The 18,425-nt window shown below is 30.7% G+C and carries 21 protein-coding genes, 1 tRNA gene and 2 other annotated features; of the genes, 20 read left to right on the forward strand and 2 right to left on the reverse strand.

Annotation, left to right across the window (positions count from 1 at the left end; translation table 11 throughout):
- Nucleotides 1–19: 19 nt before the first annotated feature.
- From BQ5450_RS08655 to BQ5450_RS08665, 3 genes are read left to right on the forward strand one after another with little or no spacing between them, the layout of a single operon-like run.
- Entirely contained in the window at nucleotides 20–538 is a 519-nt protein-coding gene (locus tag BQ5450_RS08655) for a DUF4342 domain-containing protein (protein ID WP_010243645.1), read from the forward strand.
- Nucleotides 539–591: 53 nt separating this feature from the next.
- A complete protein-coding gene (locus BQ5450_RS08660; protein ID WP_071126563.1) occupies nucleotides 592–1,338 on the forward strand; it encodes a TrmH family RNA methyltransferase in 747 nt (248 codons plus the stop codon).
- A complete protein-coding gene (locus BQ5450_RS08665) occupies nucleotides 1,335–2,021 on the forward strand; it encodes a DUF6873 family GME fold protein (RefSeq protein WP_071126564.1) in 687 nt (228 codons plus the stop codon). The genes BQ5450_RS08660 and BQ5450_RS08665 overlap by 4 nt, the downstream gene beginning before the upstream one ends.
- Nucleotides 2,022–2,132: 111 nt before the next feature.
- Here BQ5450_RS08665 and BQ5450_RS08670 read toward each other — a convergent pair whose 3' ends face one another.
- On the reverse strand, nucleotides 2,133–2,636 hold the full coding sequence (locus BQ5450_RS08670) for a hypothetical protein (RefSeq protein ID WP_010243081.1): 504 nt from the start codon (nucleotides 2,634–2,636) through the stop codon (nucleotides 2,133–2,135).
- A 76-nt stretch (nucleotides 2,637–2,712) separates the two neighbouring features.
- The gene (locus BQ5450_RS08675; protein WP_010243079.1) at nucleotides 2,713–3,027 is read right to left on the reverse strand and encodes a hypothetical protein; all 315 of its coding nucleotides are present in this window, start codon (nucleotides 3,025–3,027) and stop codon (nucleotides 2,713–2,715) included.
- Nucleotides 3,028–3,193: 166 nt separating this feature from the next.
- Nucleotides 3,194–3,372 (forward strand) — a binding site (T-box leader).
- A 46-nt stretch (nucleotides 3,373–3,418) separates the two neighbouring features.
- On the opposite strand from BQ5450_RS08675, the gene thrS reads away from it, so the two are divergent.
- From thrS to pheT, 17 genes are all read left to right on the forward strand, one after another.
- Nucleotides 3,419–5,329, forward strand: a complete 1,911-nt coding sequence (gene thrS, locus BQ5450_RS08680; RefSeq protein ID WP_010243077.1) for a threonine--tRNA ligase — start codon at nucleotides 3,419–3,421, stop codon at nucleotides 5,327–5,329.
- 148 nt (nucleotides 5,330–5,477) lie between these two features.
- Nucleotides 5,478–5,546, forward strand: a sequence feature (ribosomal protein L21 leader region).
- 10 nt (nucleotides 5,547–5,556) lie between these two features.
- Nucleotides 5,557–5,862 (forward strand): 50S ribosomal protein L21, encoded by a 306-nt coding sequence (gene rplU, locus BQ5450_RS08685; RefSeq protein WP_010243075.1) that lies wholly within the window; start codon nucleotides 5,557–5,559, stop codon nucleotides 5,860–5,862.
- Entirely contained in the window at nucleotides 5,862–6,200 is a 339-nt protein-coding gene (locus BQ5450_RS08690) for a ribosomal-processing cysteine protease Prp (protein ID WP_071126565.1), read from the forward strand. The genes rplU and BQ5450_RS08690 overlap by 1 nt, the downstream gene beginning before the upstream one ends.
- A complete protein-coding gene (gene rpmA, locus BQ5450_RS08695) occupies nucleotides 6,193–6,489 on the forward strand; it encodes a 50S ribosomal protein L27 (RefSeq protein WP_010243071.1) in 297 nt (98 codons plus the stop codon). Before BQ5450_RS08690 ends, rpmA begins: the two co-directional genes overlap by 8 nt.
- 139 nt (nucleotides 6,490–6,628) lie before the next feature.
- Nucleotides 6,629–7,897 carry a GTPase ObgE gene (obgE, locus tag BQ5450_RS08700; protein WP_010243068.1) on the forward strand — a complete coding sequence of 423 codons (1,269 nt, stop codon included), beginning with the start codon at nucleotides 6,629–6,631 and terminating at the stop codon, nucleotides 7,895–7,897.
- An 8-nt stretch (nucleotides 7,898–7,905) separates the two neighbouring features.
- A complete protein-coding gene (gene yhbY / locus BQ5450_RS08705; protein ID WP_010243059.1) occupies nucleotides 7,906–8,193 on the forward strand; it encodes a ribosome assembly RNA-binding protein YhbY in 288 nt (95 codons plus the stop codon).
- Complete coding sequence (gene nadD / locus BQ5450_RS08710; RefSeq protein ID WP_010243058.1) at nucleotides 8,193–8,801, forward strand: nicotinate-nucleotide adenylyltransferase; 609 nt, start codon at nucleotides 8,193–8,195, stop codon at nucleotides 8,799–8,801. Before yhbY ends, nadD begins: the two co-directional genes overlap by 1 nt.
- Nucleotides 8,791–9,363 (forward strand): bis(5'-nucleosyl)-tetraphosphatase (symmetrical) YqeK, encoded by a 573-nt coding sequence (gene yqeK / locus BQ5450_RS08715; protein ID WP_010243056.1) that lies wholly within the window; start codon nucleotides 8,791–8,793, stop codon nucleotides 9,361–9,363. Before nadD ends, yqeK begins: the two co-directional genes overlap by 11 nt.
- Nucleotides 9,360–10,238 (forward strand): LCP family protein, encoded by an 879-nt coding sequence (locus BQ5450_RS08720; protein ID WP_010243054.1) that lies wholly within the window; start codon nucleotides 9,360–9,362, stop codon nucleotides 10,236–10,238. The genes yqeK and BQ5450_RS08720 overlap by 4 nt, the downstream gene beginning before the upstream one ends.
- A gap of 8 nt (nucleotides 10,239–10,246) precedes the next feature.
- Nucleotides 10,247–10,597 (forward strand): ribosome silencing factor, encoded by a 351-nt coding sequence (gene rsfS, locus BQ5450_RS08725; protein WP_010243051.1) that lies wholly within the window; start codon nucleotides 10,247–10,249, stop codon nucleotides 10,595–10,597.
- Between the two features lie 2 nt (nucleotides 10,598–10,599).
- On the forward strand, nucleotides 10,600–10,977 hold the full coding sequence (locus BQ5450_RS08730) for a RidA family protein (RefSeq protein WP_010243048.1): 378 nt from the start codon (nucleotides 10,600–10,602) through the stop codon (nucleotides 10,975–10,977).
- Between the two features lie 51 nt (nucleotides 10,978–11,028).
- Nucleotides 11,029–11,328 carry a rhodanese-like domain-containing protein gene (locus tag BQ5450_RS08735; RefSeq protein ID WP_071126566.1) on the forward strand — a complete coding sequence of 100 codons (300 nt, stop codon included), beginning with the start codon at nucleotides 11,029–11,031 and terminating at the stop codon, nucleotides 11,326–11,328.
- Nucleotides 11,329–11,435: 107 nt separating this feature from the next.
- Nucleotides 11,436–14,093, forward strand: coding sequence for a DNA polymerase I (polA, locus tag BQ5450_RS08740; RefSeq protein WP_071126567.1), 2,658 nt, complete (start codon nucleotides 11,436–11,438; stop codon nucleotides 14,091–14,093).
- The gene (gene coaE / locus BQ5450_RS08745; protein ID WP_071126568.1) at nucleotides 14,080–14,670 is read left to right on the forward strand and encodes a dephospho-CoA kinase; all 591 of its coding nucleotides are present in this window, start codon (nucleotides 14,080–14,082) and stop codon (nucleotides 14,668–14,670) included. Before polA ends, coaE begins: the two co-directional genes overlap by 14 nt.
- 109 nt (nucleotides 14,671–14,779) lie before the next feature.
- Nucleotides 14,780–14,855 (forward strand) — tRNA-Trp (locus tag BQ5450_RS08750).
- 156 nt (nucleotides 14,856–15,011) lie between these two features.
- Complete coding sequence (pheS, locus tag BQ5450_RS08755) at nucleotides 15,012–16,034, forward strand: phenylalanine--tRNA ligase subunit alpha (protein WP_071126569.1); 1,023 nt, start codon at nucleotides 15,012–15,014, stop codon at nucleotides 16,032–16,034.
- A 10-nt stretch (nucleotides 16,035–16,044) separates the two neighbouring features.
- Nucleotides 16,045–18,420 (forward strand): phenylalanine--tRNA ligase subunit beta, encoded by a 2,376-nt coding sequence (gene pheT, locus BQ5450_RS08760; RefSeq protein WP_071126570.1) that lies wholly within the window; start codon nucleotides 16,045–16,047, stop codon nucleotides 18,418–18,420.
- Nucleotides 18,421–18,425 lie beyond the last annotated feature (5 nt).

Raw genomic sequence — 18,425 nt, forward strand, 5'->3', positions numbered from 1 at the left:
TATCTTGGGAGGTGATATTATGATTAATATGACAAAAATTGATTATGTAATAAATACTACTGGTGCAAGCTATGGTATAGTGAGAAAGGCTCTACTAGATAGTGATGGCGATGTTGATCTAGCAATTGAATATATTAATGACGGAAAATATGAAGAAAAAGAAAATCAAAACTTTTTCGAAGAGGAAGATTCCAAAGTTTTTGAAGATGAAGAAGAAAAATCTTCAAATGAGAAAAAAAGAAGAGCTGGAAAAGAATATGTAGATGAAGTTGTAAATTATCTTGATGAAATTGTAGATGCAATAAAAGAAATTTGGAGAAAGGGAAATGCAAGAAGACTTGTTGTCGAAAAGGATAACGAAACAGTTTTATCTCTTTCACTTACAACATCTGCTATTGGAATGATTTTGGCACTTCCTGCATCACTTCTTGGAATTTCTGCAGCTTATGTATATGATTATTCTTTTAAAATAATTATGGAAAGCGGAGAAGTTATAGATATCAAAGAGTATTTAAAAGACAAGAGTAAATTTTTATAATTTTTAAGAGAAGAGCCCTTCGGGGCTTTTTTATTTATAGGTTGAGGAGAAAAATGATAATTACAAGTAAGAATAATGATACATATAAGTTTTTAAAAAGTTTAAAGGAGAAGAAATACAGGCAAGAACATAGATTATTCATGGTGGAAAAGCCAGTAGTAATTGAGGAAGCAAGTGAATGTGAAGTAGAATATATTGCTTTAAGTGAATTCTCTTATAAAGAAAATAAATTTGAAAATATTTTAAAAAATATAGATAAAGACAAAATTTTAATTTTTTCAGACAAAATTTTTGACGGGCTTTGTGATGCAAAAACTTCTCCAGGAATAATTGCATACTATAAAGAAATTCACAGAGAATTCAATGAAAAAAATGGAAAATTTTTATATCTCGATGATATAAGAGAGCCGGGAAATCTTGGTGGAATAATTCGTTCTGCTGATGCTTTTAAATTAGATGGAGTTATAATTTCAGAAAATTCCTGCGACCTTTACAATCCAAAGACAGTTAGGTCTTCTATGTCTTCAATTTTTAAAGTGCCAATTTATTTTATGAGTAGAGAAAGCTTAGTAAATTTAGATTTTAATATTATTGCTACTTCTCTTGATAACTCCACATCAACAAGAGATTATGAATTTAAAGATAAGGATATTGTTGTAATTGGAAATGAGGCAAAGGGAGTTTCAAATTTTTTGATGTCCCACGCAAATAGTTTTTTAAATATACCAATTAGTGAAAATGTGGATTCCTTAAATGCAAATGTAGCTGCCTCAATTATAATTTATGAGATGATGAAATGAATTATGTAATTGTTGCAGAAAATTTTCCAGAAAAATCTTGCAAGAAATTAAAAGAATACGGGAATCTTGTGAGAACTAAATCAAATAAAAACTTAATGAAGGGACTAGATTCTCACACAGATATTTTAGTCCATCCACTTCCAGATGGCGAAATTGTTGTCGATAGAGATAACTTAAAATATTACAAAAAAATTTTTTTAGATAAAAATATTATCCCATCAAAATCAAAACTAGGAGCAAAGTATCCTCTTGACATTCCACTAAATGCCTTTAGATTTAAAAATTATTTTATCCACAATTTGAAGTACACAGATGAAGTTCTTTTAGATTACTACAAAAATTATGGATACGAAATGATAAATATTAAGCAGGGCTATGCAAAATGTTCATCTCTTGTGACAGATGATTTTATAATCACAAGTGATGGAGGAATTTATGAAAGTCTAAAAGATTTTGTTCCAATTTATAAAATAAATCATGGTGATATAAGATTAGAAAATTTTAATTATGGTTTTATTGGTGGGGCGAGTGGAGTCTTGGGCAAAAAAATTTTCTTCACAGGAGATTTTTCTCATCACTCATCCCATGAAGAAATTTTAAAAATAATAAAAAAATATAATTATGAAATTGAAATTTTATCGAAAGACCCAATAGAAGACTTTGGTTCTATTTATTTTATTTAAGACCTTTGTAAAAGTGACAAATATAAAAGATGGTATGTAGAAGGGTTAATTCCCTTCTTTTAATACATCTTTTATTTATAATATAATTATTAGGATATTTATAAACATATACTATCTATTTACTTTGTTTTGAAGAATTTTTTTATATAAAAATTTATTGTCATCGATATAATCAAACATTAACTTAAAAAGCAAATCTTTAAAAACTAAATCTTCTTCAAGGTAAGATTCTTTAGAAACCCCAGAAACATAAGTCATCTCTGTTAGAAGTCTACCACTATTTGTAGACATATATTTAGTCTTTTCTTCAAGTATAAAAAAAAGGAAATTACCATGTTCAGCTTCATGTGGATCTACATATTCTATACTTTTTTCATTTTCTATAATTTTAAAGAGACGAAAGGACATTTCTTTTATCTCAACATTTAACTTAACATTTCCTACGTAATATTTTGCATTTTCACTAAGCATATCTCTCTTGTAAGGAGGTAGTTCTGAAAAATTAATTTCAACAACATCAAATTTATTTTTGAGATAATCTATAAGGTCTTTTGAATCTCTCTCACCAATAGGAATTAAATGCTTGAACATTTTAATTTGGGTTTTGTAGTCCATTTTACTTTTACATCTCCTCAAAGGATTATTTTATAAAATAGTTTAAACTTCTCTTAGGGAGTTTTTTTCTTTCCCTTTAATAAGTAAAGGGACAAGACCAGGCCAAGTACAAAAAATATAATTGAAGTGAAGGAGTAGTCCACAACTTTAAAAAAATAGAAGATAAAAAAGTTGTTGTAGAGGATTGGGATAAGGAAAAATATAAAAAATAAAAACTTTTATTTTTGTATATGAAGGGCAGAGAAATTAAAAGGGGCAAGACAAAGGGGCTAAGCCCATAAAAATTTATAAAGGCAAAGAATCCAAAAAAATCATCTTCAAAGACAGGTAGAATAGGAATAGATCCCATAATGATAAGAGCAATGATAAAATATTTTAACTTATTTTTCATACTTGCCTCCAAATAATTTTTTCTTCATAAATTATATCAAAAAAAAGAAAGATCGTGTTTTAAAAAATTTAGCTTGGGTAATATAAAAAGGCGAGAGAAATGATAAATTCTTTCAAAATATTCTTGAAGATATAAAAACTTTATGATATTATAATAGCAATTTTAAAAAATGGCTTTGATAAGAAGAGTAAAATTTATAAAATTTTAAGAGAGGAAATGGTCGCTGCAAATTTCTAATTTTATATTTTTGAAAACTAACTTGGAGTCCCATAGCAAACTATGGCGTATGGATGCGTTAAATCCCTTGAGTTTAATTAAGGTGGAACCACGGTCATCGTCCTTTGGGATGATGGCTTTTTTATTTTATTTTTTTAATTTTAGGAGGAAGAAAATGATTATTAAATATCCAGATGGATCACGAAAAGAATACGAAAGTGGAGTTAAAGTGTCACAAATTACAGGAGATATTTCTAAAGGATTATTAAGAGATTCTCTTGGAGCAGTTGTAAATGGAGAAATTTTAGGACTAGAAGATGAAGTTTATGAAGATAGCGACTTTAAAGTTGTAAAATTTGAAGACAATGAAGGAAAAAGAATTTTATGGCACACTGCATCTCACATTATGGCTTATGCCATCCAAGAACTTTACCCAGAAGCAAAATTTGCCATTGGACCTTCAACTGAAACAGGATTTTATTACGATTTAGATTTAGATCACAGATTTGTTGAAGAAGATCTAAAGGCAATAGAAGATAAAATGAAAGAAATTGCTAAGAAAGACCTTCCAGTAGAAAAGATAGAAGTTTCAAGAGAAGAAGCAATTAATTATTTCAAAGAAAAAAATCAAGATTATAAAGTTGAGTTAATTGAAGATTTAAAAGAAGATGAAAAGATTACAATGTATAAAATTGGAGATTTTGTCGATCTTTGCAAGGGACCACATCTTCTATCAACTAAAAAAATAAAGGCAATAAAACTTCTTTCAATTGCGGGAGCATATTGGAGAGGCGACTCAAATAAAAAAATGCTTCAAAGAATTTATGGAATAGCTTTTGAAAAACAAAAACAATTAGATGAATATATTGAAAGACGTGAAGAGGCTGAAAAGAGAGATCACAGAAAGCTTGGAAAAGAGCTAGATCTATTTAGTATGCACGAAGAAGGACCTGGATTCCCATTCTTTCACCCAAATGGAATGATTTTAAGAAACACTTTATTAAATTGGTGGAGAGATGTTCTCGAAGAAAATGGATATGGAGAAATTTTAACTCCAATTATTTTGAATGAAGATTTGTGGCACAGATCAGGTCACTGGGATCACTACAAAGACAATATGTACTTTACAAAGATTGACGATGCAGATTACGCAGTAAAACCAATGAACTGCCCTGGATCAATTTTAGTTTACAATTCAAATAATCACTCTTACAGAGATCTTCCAATAAGACTTGCAGAATATGGGATAGTTCACAGACACGAACTTTCTGGAGCACTTCATGGTCTATTTAGAGTAAGAACATTTACTCAAGATGATGCCCATGTATATTGTTTACCATCACAAATAAAAGATGAAGTGTTTAAGATGATTGACCTTGCCGATTATTTATATAGCACTTTTGGATTTAAGTACACAATTGAACTTTCAACAAGACCAGATGATTACATGGGGGACCTTGAATCATGGAATTTGGCTGAAAAGTCACTTAAAGAAGCATTAGAAGAAAAGAATTTGCCATATACAATTAATGAAGGCGATGGAGCATTTTATGGTCCAAAGATTGACTTTCACTTAGAAGATGCAATAGGAAGAACTTGGCAATGTGGTACAATTCAACTTGACTTCCAACTTCCAGAAAACTTCAACTTAACTTATGTAGACGAAGATGGAGAAAGACAAAGACCAGTGATGCTTCACAGAGCACTTCTTGGATCAGTTGAAAGATTTATGGGTATATTAATTGAACATTTTGCAGGTAAATTCCCACTATGGTTATCTCCAGTACAAGTTGAAGTAATTCCTGTATCTGACAAATTTAAAGATTACGCAGAAAAAATCGCAGATAAACTTCACGAAGAAGGACTTAGAGTTCACCTTGATGGTCGTGCAGAAAAAGTTGGATACAAAATTAGAGAAGCACAAGTTAAGAAAATTAATTATATGTTAGTAATTGGAGAAAAAGAAGAAACTTCTGGAAAACTTTCTGTTAGAAAGAGAAGTGGAGAAGAAGTTAAGGATGTTGACATAGATGAATTTGTCACATCACTTAAAGAAGAAATAAAAAATAAAACAATTACTGAATGATAAATATATAATTGAAAGTTTTATTAAATAAGGATAAAATCTAAGCAGGTAAGAGCCTGCTTATTTTTATAAAAAGTTTCAGAAAATTTTTAAATATATGTAAAGTATCTATAATTTTATTTACAAAAGGATAAGATTATGGTAAAATACATTGATGTAACCGCACAGAATAGGTTTTAAAACTTCGGTACCTAGGATGGCGAGTCTTGTAATGAGGAGGTGCTACAATGTACGCAATTATTGAAACAGGTGGAAAACAATATACTGTTGAAGCTGGTGACAAAATTAAAGTTGAAAAATTAGATGTAAATGAAGGCGACAATGTAACTTTTGACAAAGTATTATTTGTATCTGGTGACGAACCTAAAGTAGGTTCTCCATATATCGATGGTGCAAAAGTTGAAGCCAAAGTATTGGCACAAGGTAAAGCAAAAAAAGTTATTGTTTACAAGTACAAATCTAAGAAAAATGAAAGAAAGAAAAATGGACACCGTCAACCATACACTTTAGTTGAAATTTCAGGTATTAACTAATGACTATTATTGACCTTTATAAAAAGGGAAATTATTATTGTGGATTTAAGTCTTGTGGTCATGCAGAGGGTGAATTTGAAAAAATTGTATGCTCTAGCATATCTACTCTCACTCAAACTTTTTATTTTACACTTATAAATAAGCTTGGAGTAGAGGAGAGTGAAATAAAAGATGTTCAAGGCGACGGATTGTTAAAAATAGAAATTTTAAATAGTAATATTTATAGAAGAAATGATATTCAAACTTGTTTTGAATTTATGATTATGGGGATTGAGCTTATAAATGAAGCTTATCCAAATTATTTGACACTAAAGGATGTGGAGGTGCAAAATGATTAAATTTGATTTATTGCTTTTTTCTTCAAAAAAGGGAGCAGGCTCTTCTAAGAATGGTCGTGATTCAAACTCAAAAAGACTTGGAGTTAAAAGAGGCGACGGTCAATTTGTTCTAGCAGGAAATATTCTTGTAAGACAAAGAGGAACAAAAATCCATCCAGGAGAAAATGTTATGAAGGGTTCTGATGACACTTTATTTGCTACAGCCGATGGAGTTTTAAGATTCACAACTAAGGGCAAAGGCGGAAAGAAATTCGCTAATGTATATGTAGAAGAAAAAGTTGAAGCATAAGAAGGAAGCAGGGGAAACCTTGCTTTATTTTTTTGCACTTTGTAAAGTCTAAAATTTCACCAAGATTTTACATATTTAACATAAGGTTCAAGTTTTCATTACATATCTGTGTTATAATAAGAAAAAATACGAGGTAATTATGTTTATAGATATAGCAAAAATAAAATTAAAAGCCGGAAAAGGTGGCGATGGTGCTGTCGCATGGCGTAGAGAAAAGTATGAACCAGCAGGTGGACCAGCTGGAGGCGATGGTGGCAGAGGTGGAGATGTAATTGTAATGACTGACTCTGGACTTCACACTTTGATGGATTTTAGATATAAAAGAGAATATAAAGCCGAAAATGGACAAAATGGCATGAATAAATTAAAGTTTGGGAAAGATGGCGAAGATATAATTTTAAAAGTTCCTGTTGGAACTCTCATTAGAGATGCAAATACTAAGGGAGTCATCTATGATTTAAAAGAGGACAATATGTCTGTAACTGTTTGTAAAGGTGGGAAGGGTGGTCTTGGCAATGCAAGGTTTAAGACTTCAACTAGACAGGCACCCGCTTTTGCACAAGCAGGAAATATTGGAGAAGAAAGAGAAGTTATTTTAGAATTAAAACTTCTTGCAGATGTTGGGTTAGTAGGTTTTCCAAATGTAGGCAAGTCTACACTTCTTTCCATAGTGACTTCTGCAAGACCAAAGATTGCAAATTACCACTTCACAACACTTTCACCAAATCTTGGAGTTGTAAAAATTGACGAAGGGGAGTCCTTTGTAATTGCTGATATACCTGGTCTTATTGAAGGGGCATCAGAAGGAATTGGTCTTGGAGATGAATTTTTAAAACATATTGAAAGAACAGGAATTTTGATTCATGTTTTAGATATTTCTGGTTCTGAGGGAAGAGATCCATTAGAAGATTTTTACAAGATAAACGAAGAACTTTTTAATTATAACGAAAGACTTGCAGAAAAGAAACAAATTATTTTTGCAAATAAAATGGATGTGCCAGGAGCAGAGGAAAATCTTAAAAAGCTAGAAAAGGAACTTGGCGATAAATACAAAATAATTGCAGGTTCAGCTGCTACAACAAAAAACTTGGATAAATTGATGATAGAAACTTATAAAAACTTGCAAGAAGTTGATTTTAGTGAATACGAAACTTATGATAAAGAGCATGTTGAAGAAGTTGTAAAGGAAGAGGGTATAAGAGTCTTCAAAGAAAATGGAAATTATTTTGTAGAGGGACCTTACATCGACAAGCTTTTGAGGTCTACTAATTTTGAAAATTACGATTCACTAAAATATTTCCAAGAAAATCTTAGAAAGAATAAAGTAGTTGAAAAGTTGGAAGAACTTGGCGTAAATGATGGCGGTTCAGTATTTATTGGCGGATACGAATTTGAATTTTTTGAATAGGAGATAGAATGTTAACAGGAAAAGAAAGAGCATATTTAAAGAGTCTTGCTCACAATATGGATCCACTTATTCAACTTGGAAAAGATGGTATAAACGATGGATTTTTAAAACAAATAGATATACTTTTGGAAGATCATGAAATTGTAAAAATAAATGTTTTACAAAATGCACCAGTGGAAGTTGATGAAATTGTAGATGAAATTTTGGATGCTACTGGTGCAGAATTTGTGCAAAAAATTGGCAAAAAACTTACAATTTATAGAGAATCTAAAGAAAATAAAAAGATAGAATTGTAATGGAAAAGTATGGAATTTTTGGAGGAACTTTTAATCCAATTCACTTTGGTCATTTGATGATTTGTGAATATTTAAAAGAAGAACTGGGTCTTGATAAAGTTATTTTCATACCAACGGGAAATCCTCCGCACAAGAGTTTAGATGTGTCTGCAATAGATAGATACAATATGGTAAAGCTAGCAATAAGTTCAAATCCAGATTTTGAAATTTCTGATATTGAAACAAATAGAGTTAATTTGTCATATACAGTAGATACAATTATAGAACTTAAGAAAATCTATGAAAATCAAAAATTATTTTTTTTAATAGGTTTGGATACTTTATTTCAACTGAAAACTTGGAGAAAAATTGAAGAACTTTCAAGAGAAATTGAATTTGTAGTTGCTCTTAGACCAAAGTATATTGATATTGATGAAATAAATAGAGAGCTGAAATTTTTGAGAGAAAATTATGGTACAATAGTTGAGATTATTCACACACCTCTTTATGAAATTTCTTCTACGGAACTAAGAACAAGAATTAGGGATGAAAAATCTGTTAGATATTTAATTCCAAATAATGTGGTGAATTATATAAAAGAAAGCGGGTTTTACAAAGTTGAACAATGACTTAAAAAAATTTGAATCTGAAACTTGTGAAAGAATTGGAGAAAAAAGATACCTCCATACAATTCGTGTAAGAGATGTTGCAATAGATCTTGCAAATATATATGGTGTTGATCCAGAAAAAGCGGAGATTGCAGGATTTTTACACGATTGTGCAAAAATTAGAGATGAAAAGAAACTTATTAAGGAAGCAAAAAATCAGGGCCTTTTGATTACAGAAGAGATGAAAAGGGCTCCTCAAATTATACACTCTCATTTAGGAAGAGTAATGGCAAAAAATTTATATGGAATAGATGACGAAGATATTTTAAATGCAATATCATATCATACAACAGGAAGACCTAATATGAGTGATCTTGAGAAAATTATTTTTTTGGCAGATTATATTGAACCTATGAGAAACTTTGATGGAGTAGATGTTGCAAGAAAGCTTGCAAAAAAAGATTTAGATTCTGCAATGTATTTTGCACTTAACAATACTCTAAAATTTTTAGTTGAGAAAGACAAATATATTGTCGTAGAAACAGTACTTGCTAGAAATTTTTATGAGGAGATGAGTAATTGAAAACTTTTTTTAAATCTTTTCTTACTACAATATTAGTAATTATAATTTTAGCTCTTATTGGATTTGCTGGCTATTTTTATTTTTTAAATGATAATGAAGAAGATAAAATTGATGATGGAAAAGAAAATTTACAATTTTTGATGCTTGGAGTGGACTCTCTTGATTCAAGAAAAGCTGATAATGCAAGATCTGACACTATTATGGTAGTAAATGTTGATTGTAAAAGTGGCAAGGTAAATATTATTTCAATTCCACGAGATACTTATAGTTCCATAAAGGGTTATAAGAAGACCAAAATCAATCATTCCTTTAAGTATGGAGGAAGTGAACTCACTTTAGATACTGTAAATAATTTACTAGGAACAGATATAAAATATTATGTAACAGTGGATTATAGATTTGTAGAAGATGTTGTAGATAAAATTGGTGGCGTGACAGTTGATGTTCCTCTTGATATGAATTACGAAGATCCAACAGCAGACCCACCATTAAAAATTGATATAAAAGAGGGAACGCAGACTTTAAAAGGAAATGATGCCATAGGTTTTTTGAGATATAGAAAGGGATACCCTGATGCAGACCTTGGCAGAGTAAAAGCACAACAACAGTTTATGTCATCTCTTCTTTCTAAAATGAAGGAACCAAAAACTTTATTGAAGGCGCCACTTCTTATGAGTTCTTATGTTAATTATTCTGAAAATAATATTCCGGCAAAAAAACTTGCCAAAATTGCAATAAAAATGCGTGGCATAACAAGTGAAGATATTGTTACAAATACACTTCCAGGTATTCCAAAATATATGGGAGGAGTATCCTATTTCGTTCCAGATGATAATAAAATACAGGTAATGCTTTTAGAAAATAATTTTAAATAGGAGGCAAAATGACAGTACAAGAAAAGTTAGATATTATTGTAAAATCTTGTGAATCTAAAAAGGGAATTGATATTAAAGTTTTAGACATCAAGGGCATGACGTCTATTGCAGATTATTTTGTAATAGTTAGTGGAAGTTCTTCAACACAAGTTGATGCACTCGCAAGAGAAATTGATGAAAAGCTTTCAGAAAAGGGAATAAATCCACTTAATAGTGAAGGTAAAAATTCTAGCAGATGGATAATTTTAGATTTTGGTGATATAATAGTTCATGTATTCCACAAAGATGAAAGAGAATATTATAATCTTGAAAGATTGTGGGAAAGTAGCGAAAATAATGAAAATATTGAGGAGGAATAATAATGGTTAAAACACTACACACAGACAAAGCACCTGCAGCAGTAGGTCCTTATTCACAAGCAACAGAAGTAAATGGATTTATTTTTACATCAGGACAACTTCCACTTGTTCCAGAAACAGGAGAACTTATATCTGATGACATAAAAAAAGCGACTGCAAGAAGTCTTGACAACATCAAGGCAATTTTAGAAGAAGCAGGATCAAGTATGGAAAAAGTTGTAAAAGTTAATATATTCTTAGATGATGTAAATGATTTTGCAGCAGTAAATGAAGTTTATGCAGAATATTTTAGTGAACATAAACCTGCAAGATCTTGTGTTGAAGTAGCCAACCTTCCAAAGAATGGACTTCTTGAAATCGAAGCAATAGCAGTAAAATAATATTTGACCCTTCGGGGTCTTTTTTAAGTTATAAAATTTTAGGTGATAAAGATGAAAGAAATAAATGTAAATGAAATAGACAAAATAGAAAAACCATTTGTCATTGATGTAAGAGAAAAAGAAGAAATTATTGAAACTGGAACGATAAAAGATGCCATTCATATTCCAATGATGAAAATTCCAAATAATTTAGACAAAATTCCAAAGGACAGGGAAGTTTACATACTTTGCAGAAGTGGACAGAGGTCTTTTCAAGTTTCAAATTATTTAGATGAGCTTGGTTACGAAGCGATAAATCTAGAAGGCGGAATCTTAGATTATAAGGGAAAATTAGAAGAAAATGGATTGTGAAAATTTAATAAACATTTTAATCCTAGCGATAAATTTTAATTCACTGGGATTTTTTATTTGCAAATTTTTTATAGTAAATTCTGCTATAATGTAATGAGGAGGTTTTTATGGAAAATAAATTTTTAATTATAGATGGAAGTTCGCTTTTTTTTAGAGCTTTTTACGCTCTTCCTCTTTTAAAAACTAAGAGAGGTCTTTATACTAATGCAATTTATGGTTTTGTAATGATGGTTGAAAACGCAATTGAAAAGATAAACCCTACTCATGTTGCAGTTTGTTTCGATATGAAAGGTAAAACTTTTAGATCAGATATTTATAAGGATTATAAGGGAACTAGACAAAAGACACCAAATGAACTTGAACAACAATGGCCTCTTGTACGTGATATTTTAAATTACATGAATATAAAAATTTTGGAATCTCCAGTATACGAAGCAGATGATATTGCTGGCACACTTGCAAAAATTGCAAGTGAAGAAAATTTTGAAACTTATCTTTTAACAGGTGACAAAGATTACTTTCAACTTGTTGACGAAAATACAAAAGTCCTTTTAACTAGAAAAGGCATAACAGAAATGGACATAGTAACTATTGAGAGTCTAAAAGAAGATTATGAAATTGAACCAAAACAGTTTATTGAGCTAAAGGCTCTAATGGGTGATTCGTCAGACAATATACCTGGGATCTATGGAATTGGTGAAAAAACTGGGCTCAAGATTATAAAAGAGTTTAAAAATATTGAAAATCTTTACGACAACATTGAGGACATATCTGGGAAAAAATTAAAAGAAAAATTAATTGATGGCAAAATGTCTGCCTTTATGAGCAAGAAACTTGGCACAATTGTGAGAGATGTTCCCATAGATGAAAGTTTAGATGATTTCAAGAAAACTCCTTACGATTATGAGAAACTTTCTCAGATGTATCGTGATTTTGAATTTAGTTCAATGTTAAAAAGGCTTCCGAAGGAATATCAAAAGGAGGATATAGAAGAAATTTCTGAGGATAATTTTAAATTTGTTGAGGAAAAAAATTTAGATAATATTATAAAAAAATTAAAGAAATCTAAATCTTTTGCTTTTAAATTTATAACAGATGGAAAAATTTATGAAAATGTAGTTCCAACTTATCTATCCATAAAGGCTAAAGATGATTTTGCAAGTTTTATAAAGTGGGAAGATTTAGATTTAAAAAATTTAAAAGATATTATGGAAGATGAAGACATAGAAAAATTGGGCTATGAAATAAAAGAAGACATAATAATTTTAATGGATCTTGGAATTGATATTAAAAACTATACTCACGACGCAAAAATTGCTGAATATATTTTAAATTCAACTAAAAGTGATTATGATATAAATAAAATTTCTCTTGAATATTTTAAAAATGGATATTTAGATGAAGAGGATCTCCTTGGAAAGGGTGCGAAGAGAAAGAAATATTCTGAACTAGAAATTGAAGATTTATTTAAGTATTTCGCCTTTGTTTTAAATACAGTTTACAATGTAGGAGATTTACAAAAAGAAAAAATTAAAGAAGAAAATATGATTTCTCTTTATGAAGATATGGAACTTCCGTTAGTAGAAGTCCTTGCATCAATGGAATATGTTGGGATAAACACCAATATAGATGTTTTAAATGAAATTGATAGAGAAATAACTGAAAAGTTGAAAAGTCTTGAAGCAAAAATTTATGAAGAGGCTGATGAAGAATTTAATATTAATTCACCAAAACAATTGGGAATAATTTTGTTTGAAAAAATGGATTTCCCTGTAATTAAAAAGACAAAAACAGGATATTCAACTTCTGCAGATGTACTTGAAAAATTAAAGGACAAGGGCGAAATAATTGAAAATATTTTAGATTATAGAAAGTTTTCTAAATTAAAGTCCACTTATATAGATGGTTTGAAAGCCGTAATAAATAAAAATACAAATAGAATTCACTCAAGGTTTATGCAGACAGTTACATCTACTGGAAGAATTTCTTCGACAGAGCCAAATCTTCAAAATATTCCAATAAAAACTGAGGAAGGAAAACTAATTAGAAAGGCATTTTTGGCGTCAGAAAATTCTATTTTAGTTGACGCAGATTATTCACAAATTGAACTTCGTGTACTTGCTGCACTTTCAAATGACAAAGAAATGCTAAATGCTTTTACAGAGGGACTTGATATTCATAGAAAAACTGCATCAGAAGTATTTCATGTAGATTATGAAGATGTGACTTCACTCCAAAGATCAGAGGCAAAAGCAGTAAACTTTGGAATAGTCTATGGAATTTCAGACTATGGTCTTTCCCAAAATTTAAATATTCCACGAAAAGCAGCAAAGGAATACATTGACAACTATCTAGAACACTTTGTTGGAATAAAAAATTATATGTCAGAGGAAATAGAAGAGGGCAAAAAGAAGGGCTATGTGGAAACAATTTTCAAGAGGAGAAGATATATACCAGAGCTCAATGCAAAGAATTTTAACATAAGAAGTTTTGGAGAGAGGGTCGCACTAAACACACCAATTCAAGGTTCGGCAGCAGACATAATAAAAATTGCCATGGTAAAAGTTTATAGTGAACTTAAAAAGAGGAAGTTAAAGTCCAAACTGATAATTCAAATTCACGACGAACTTGTTGTTGATGCAGTAGAAGATGAAGTTGAAGAAGTAAAAAAAATTATGAAGGACTTAATGGAAAATTCCGTTGACTTAAATGTAAAACTTTCTGTGGACATGAACACTGGAGTAAATCTCTATGAATCAAAGTAAAATTATTGGCCTCACAGGCTCTATTGCAACGGGAAAATCTCAGGTCTCAAAATATTTAAAGGGCAAGGGCATAAAGGTAGTTGACGCAGATTTAATAGCAAGGGATGTGGCAAACTATAAATCTGTAAAAAATAAAATCAAAAAAGTATTTGGCGACGACCTTTACATCAATGACCAGCTGGACAGAAAAAAGCTGGCTGAAATTATTTTTACAAAAAAAATTTACCGCCAAAAATTAAATGACATAATGCATCCAGAAATTTACAAAGAGATAAATAAAAAGACTAGGGGCAAGGAAGATCTCGTATTTGTGGACATACCCCTTCTCTTTGAAAATGAAGATATAAATAAGAAGTATGGACTTGACTTTGACGAGATCTGGCTTGTCTATGTGGACAGGGAAACCCAGATAAAAAGGCTCATGGATAGAGATGGAATTTCAAGAGAATATGCAGAGAAAAAAATAAATTCGCAAATTTCTGTTGAAGAGAAGAGAAAAAAAGCAGATGTCATAATTGACAACTCAGGTATTTTAGAAGAAACTTTCGCCCAAGTAGAAGAAAATTTAAAAAAATAAAAGAGATGTGTTGGAAATTTTCCAGCACATTTTTTTGCAAGGAAAAATTTACAAAATATAAAAATAACTTTACAATTCCTAATTTCTTTGTTAAGATATAACTTGTCCTAGGGGTATAGTTCAGTTGGTAGAACATTGGTCTCCAAAACCAAGTGCCGTGGGTTCGAGTCCTGCTACCCCTGCCAATTACTGATTGCATTTGCAGTCAGTTTTTTTATGCCCATTTTTAAAATCTATATTATAGTTACTCTACATATTGATAAAATGGGAATTTCTATTGAATTTATTTAAAAAAATTTTATAACTATGATATAATTATATATTATGAATTGGAGGTCAACATGAAAGAAAAATTACTTGGAATCAAAGATGAATCCATGAAACTTTTAAATAAAGTTAATACAATTAAAGAGATAGATGAACTTAAAGTTAAGTACTTGGGCAAAAAGGGAGAGATAACTAAAATATTAAAAGGCATGAAGGATCTTTCCAAAGAAGAAAGGCCTGTTATGGGTGCTCTTGCCAATGAAGTGCGTGAAGATATTGAAAAATCTATTGAAGAAAAAAAGATTGAGATTAACGACAAAATATTAAAGGAAAAACTTCGTGAAGAAAGAATCGATGTTACTTTAAAGACTGATGATATTTATTTGGGACACAGACATCCTCTAAAGAAGACTCTTGAAGATCTTGAAGATTTATTTACACATATGGGTTTTACAGTTTACGATGGGCCTGAAATTGAAACTGTTGAAAATAATTTTGACCTTTTAAATGCACCAAAGGATCACCCTTCAAGAGATATGTCAGATACCTTTTATTTTAATGATAATATTATACTTAGATCCCAAACTTCACCTGTTCAAGTTAGAGCAATGAAAGAACATGGAGCTCCAATTCGCATGATATGTTCTGGCAGAGTTTTTAGGTCTGATGAAGTTGATGCTACTCACTCACCAATGTTTCATCAACTTGAAGGGCTTGTTGTAGATGAAAAAATTTCTGTTGCAAATTTAATTGACACTTTAAATTATTTTGTAAAGGCATTTTTTGGAGAAGATATGAAGACTAGATTTAGACCTCATTACTTCCCGTTTACTGAGCCAAGTTTAGAAGTCGATACTACTTGTCCTAGTTGTGGTGGCAAGGGTTGTAAGGCTTGCAATTATACTGGATGGAGTATGGAACTTTTGGGATGTGGAATGGTTCACCCAAATGTTCTTAAAAATTGTGGAATTGATCCTGAAAAATATTCTGGTTTTGCCTTTGGCATGGGAATCGACAGAATTGCAATGGTAAGGTACAATATCACAGATATAAGAATGATGTTTGAAAACAACAAAAAGTTCTTGGAACAGTTTTAAGGAGATAGATATGTTATTACCGATTAAATGGCTAAAAGATTATGTTGATTTCGATTTTGATGTGAAAAAGCTTGCTGATGGGCTTTCTAATTCTGGTTCTCATGTTGAATCTATTATTATCCCTGATGATGGTTTAAATAAAATTGTAGTTGGGAAAATTGAAAAAATTGAAAAGCATCCCGATGCAGATAAACTTGTGATTTGTTCTGTAAACGTTGGTGACGAAATTTTACAAATTGTTACTGGTGCATCAAATGTTTTCGAAGGTGCGATTGTTCCTGTTGCTCTTCACGGGTCTACTCTTGCTGGTGATGTTAAGATAAAAAAGGGTAAACTTCGTGGAGTTGAATCAAATGGAATGTTGTGTTCTCTTGAAGAACTTGGCTTTGAAAATTCTGTTATACCTAAAGAAGCAAAAAATGGAATTTTTATTTTTCCAGAAGGTACCGAAATAGGCAAGTCTGCCATAGAAGTTCTTTTTATGGATAATGAGATTCTTGAACTTGAAATTACTCCCAATAGGCCAGACTGTCTTAGCATTATGGGAATGGCTGTGGAAACTGCCGCATCCTTTGATTTAAAAACTAAACACAATGATATAAAAATTGAAAATGAAGTTTCCAATTTTTCAGAATTTTTTGATGATATAATTATTGAAACTGAAAACTGTAACAGATATTATTCAAAGATTTTAAAAAATATAAAGATTGGCCTTTCTCCACTTTGGCTACAAGCTTACCTTATGCAAGCAGGAGTTAGACCAGTTTCAAATATAGTTGACCTTACAAATTTTGTTATGCTAGAATATGGCGAACCTCTTCATGCCTTTGATCTTGACACATTGAAAAACAAAAAAATTGTTGTGAGAATGGCAAAAGATGGGGAAGAGATGGTTACCCTTGATGGAGAAACTAGAAAGCTTGAAAAGGACGATATTTTAATCACTGATGGAAGTGAAATTGTTGGACTTGCTGGCGTGATGGGTGGTCTTGATTCTGAGATTACAGATAAAACTGTAAATGTTCTTTTAGAAGGTGCAAACTTTAACAAAGAAAATATTAGAAAAACGTCAAGAAGACTTAATTTAAGAAGTGAAGCGTCTTCAAGATTTGAAAAGGGAATTGATGTAAATTTAGCTAAGACTGCTGTTGACAGAGTTTGTGAACTTGCTGAAAAAATGGAAATTGCAGAAGTTGTTGGCGGAAACAAAGACGTTGGAAACTTTGATAGAAAAGAAAAGGAAATAGAATTAAGAAAAGAAAAAGTAAATAATCTTATTGGTGTTGACTTTACAATGGATGAAATTTCTAATATTTTAAATAGACTTGAAATCGAAACTGATGTAAGAGATGACTATCTTATTGCAAAGGTACCAACTGTTAGACTTGATCTCGACATAGAAGAAGATTTAATAGAAGAAATTGCAAGAATTTATGGTTATGACAATATTGAACCTAAGAAGTTAAAGGGGACTTTGACTGTTGGTAGAAAACCTGTATTTAGAAATGTAGAAGATAGGATAAAAAATCAACTTATTGGGTTAGGATATTCTGAGTTTATGACTTATTCTTTTGTCAGTCCTTCTTCTTATGAAAAAGCAAATTACAAAGAAGATGAAAAGAATATTATAAAAATTTTAAATCCCCTTGGCGAAGATTACTCTATTATGAGAACTACAATGATTCCGTCAATGATAGATGCTCTTTCAAAAAATTATGCAAGAGGCAATGTCAATGTAGGCGGTTTTGAAATTGGAAATACATTTTTCCCAACTGAAGAGGAGCTTCCTTCTGAAAGGTTAAAACTTGCAATGGGATTTTACGATCTTGGAGATTTTTATTATTTAAAAGAATCAATTGAAAAATCTCTTTGGTATCTTGGAATAAATAATCTTGAAGTGAGAAGAAGAGAAGCCAGTTTCCTTCATCCAGGAAGAAGTGCAGAATTCATTTTAAATGGAAAGAGCCTTGGAGTTTTTGGCGAAGTGCATCCAAAGGTACTTGAAAATTACGGTTTAAAAAAGAGAGCTTATGTTGCAGAACTTGACTTTAACTTAATAGTTGAAAATACAATAGATAATTACACATACAAGGCATTGCCAAAATATCCTACAATGAAAAGGGACTTTGCCTTTGTAATGGATAGAGATGTGGATTCAGTTGAACTTGAAAAAATTTCTAAAAAATATGGCAAAGAACTTTTAGAATCTTTTAAAGTTTTTGATATATATGAAGGAAAAAATATTGAGGATGGCAAAAAATCTGTTGCTTTTTCACTTGTTTTTAGAGCGGCTGATAGAACTCTAGAGGAAAGTGAAGTTACAGAAATTTGTGAAAAAATAGTTACTGAGATTGAAAGTGAAATTGAAGCTAAATTAAGATCCTAAGGAGG

It is taken from the genome of Peptoniphilus lacydonensis (assembly GCF_900106515.1).
Classification (GTDB): Bacteria; Bacillota; Clostridia; order Tissierellales; family Peptoniphilaceae; genus Peptoniphilus_A; species Peptoniphilus_A lacydonensis.

Excerpts from the sequence above, each read along its gene's own strand:
- BQ5450_RS08655 (WP_010243645.1), top strand. The coding sequence starts at position 20 with ATGATTAATATGACAAAAATTGATTATGTAATAAATACTACTGGTGCA.
- BQ5450_RS08660 (WP_071126563.1), top strand. The coding sequence starts at position 592 with ATGATAATTACAAGTAAGAATAATGATACATATAAGTTTTTAAAAAGT.
- BQ5450_RS08665 (WP_071126564.1), top strand. The coding sequence starts at position 1,335 with ATGAATTATGTAATTGTTGCAGAAAATTTTCCAGAAAAATCTTGCAAG.
- BQ5450_RS08670 (WP_010243081.1), bottom strand. The coding sequence starts at position 2,636 with ATGGACTACAAAACCCAAATTAAAATGTTCAAGCATTTAATTCCTATT.
- BQ5450_RS08675 (WP_010243079.1), bottom strand. The coding sequence starts at position 3,027 with ATGAAAAATAAGTTAAAATATTTTATCATTGCTCTTATCATTATGGGA.
- thrS (WP_010243077.1), top strand. The coding sequence starts at position 3,419 with ATGATTATTAAATATCCAGATGGATCACGAAAAGAATACGAAAGTGGA.
- rplU (WP_010243075.1), top strand. The coding sequence starts at position 5,557 with ATGTACGCAATTATTGAAACAGGTGGAAAACAATATACTGTTGAAGCT.
- BQ5450_RS08690 (WP_071126565.1), top strand. The coding sequence starts at position 5,862 with ATGACTATTATTGACCTTTATAAAAAGGGAAATTATTATTGTGGATTT.
- rpmA (WP_010243071.1), top strand. The coding sequence starts at position 6,193 with ATGATTAAATTTGATTTATTGCTTTTTTCTTCAAAAAAGGGAGCAGGC.
- obgE (WP_010243068.1), top strand. The coding sequence starts at position 6,629 with ATGTTTATAGATATAGCAAAAATAAAATTAAAAGCCGGAAAAGGTGGC.
- yhbY (WP_010243059.1), top strand. The coding sequence starts at position 7,906 with ATGTTAACAGGAAAAGAAAGAGCATATTTAAAGAGTCTTGCTCACAAT.
- nadD (WP_010243058.1), top strand. The coding sequence starts at position 8,193 with ATGGAAAAGTATGGAATTTTTGGAGGAACTTTTAATCCAATTCACTTT.
- rsfS (WP_010243051.1), top strand. The coding sequence starts at position 10,247 with ATGACAGTACAAGAAAAGTTAGATATTATTGTAAAATCTTGTGAATCT.
- BQ5450_RS08730 (WP_010243048.1), top strand. The coding sequence starts at position 10,600 with ATGGTTAAAACACTACACACAGACAAAGCACCTGCAGCAGTAGGTCCT.
- BQ5450_RS08735 (WP_071126566.1), top strand. The coding sequence starts at position 11,029 with ATGAAAGAAATAAATGTAAATGAAATAGACAAAATAGAAAAACCATTT.
- polA (WP_071126567.1), top strand. The coding sequence starts at position 11,436 with ATGGAAAATAAATTTTTAATTATAGATGGAAGTTCGCTTTTTTTTAGA.
- coaE (WP_071126568.1), top strand. The coding sequence starts at position 14,080 with ATGAATCAAAGTAAAATTATTGGCCTCACAGGCTCTATTGCAACGGGA.
- pheS (WP_071126569.1), top strand. The coding sequence starts at position 15,012 with ATGAAAGAAAAATTACTTGGAATCAAAGATGAATCCATGAAACTTTTA.
- pheT (WP_071126570.1), top strand. The coding sequence starts at position 16,045 with ATGTTATTACCGATTAAATGGCTAAAAGATTATGTTGATTTCGATTTT.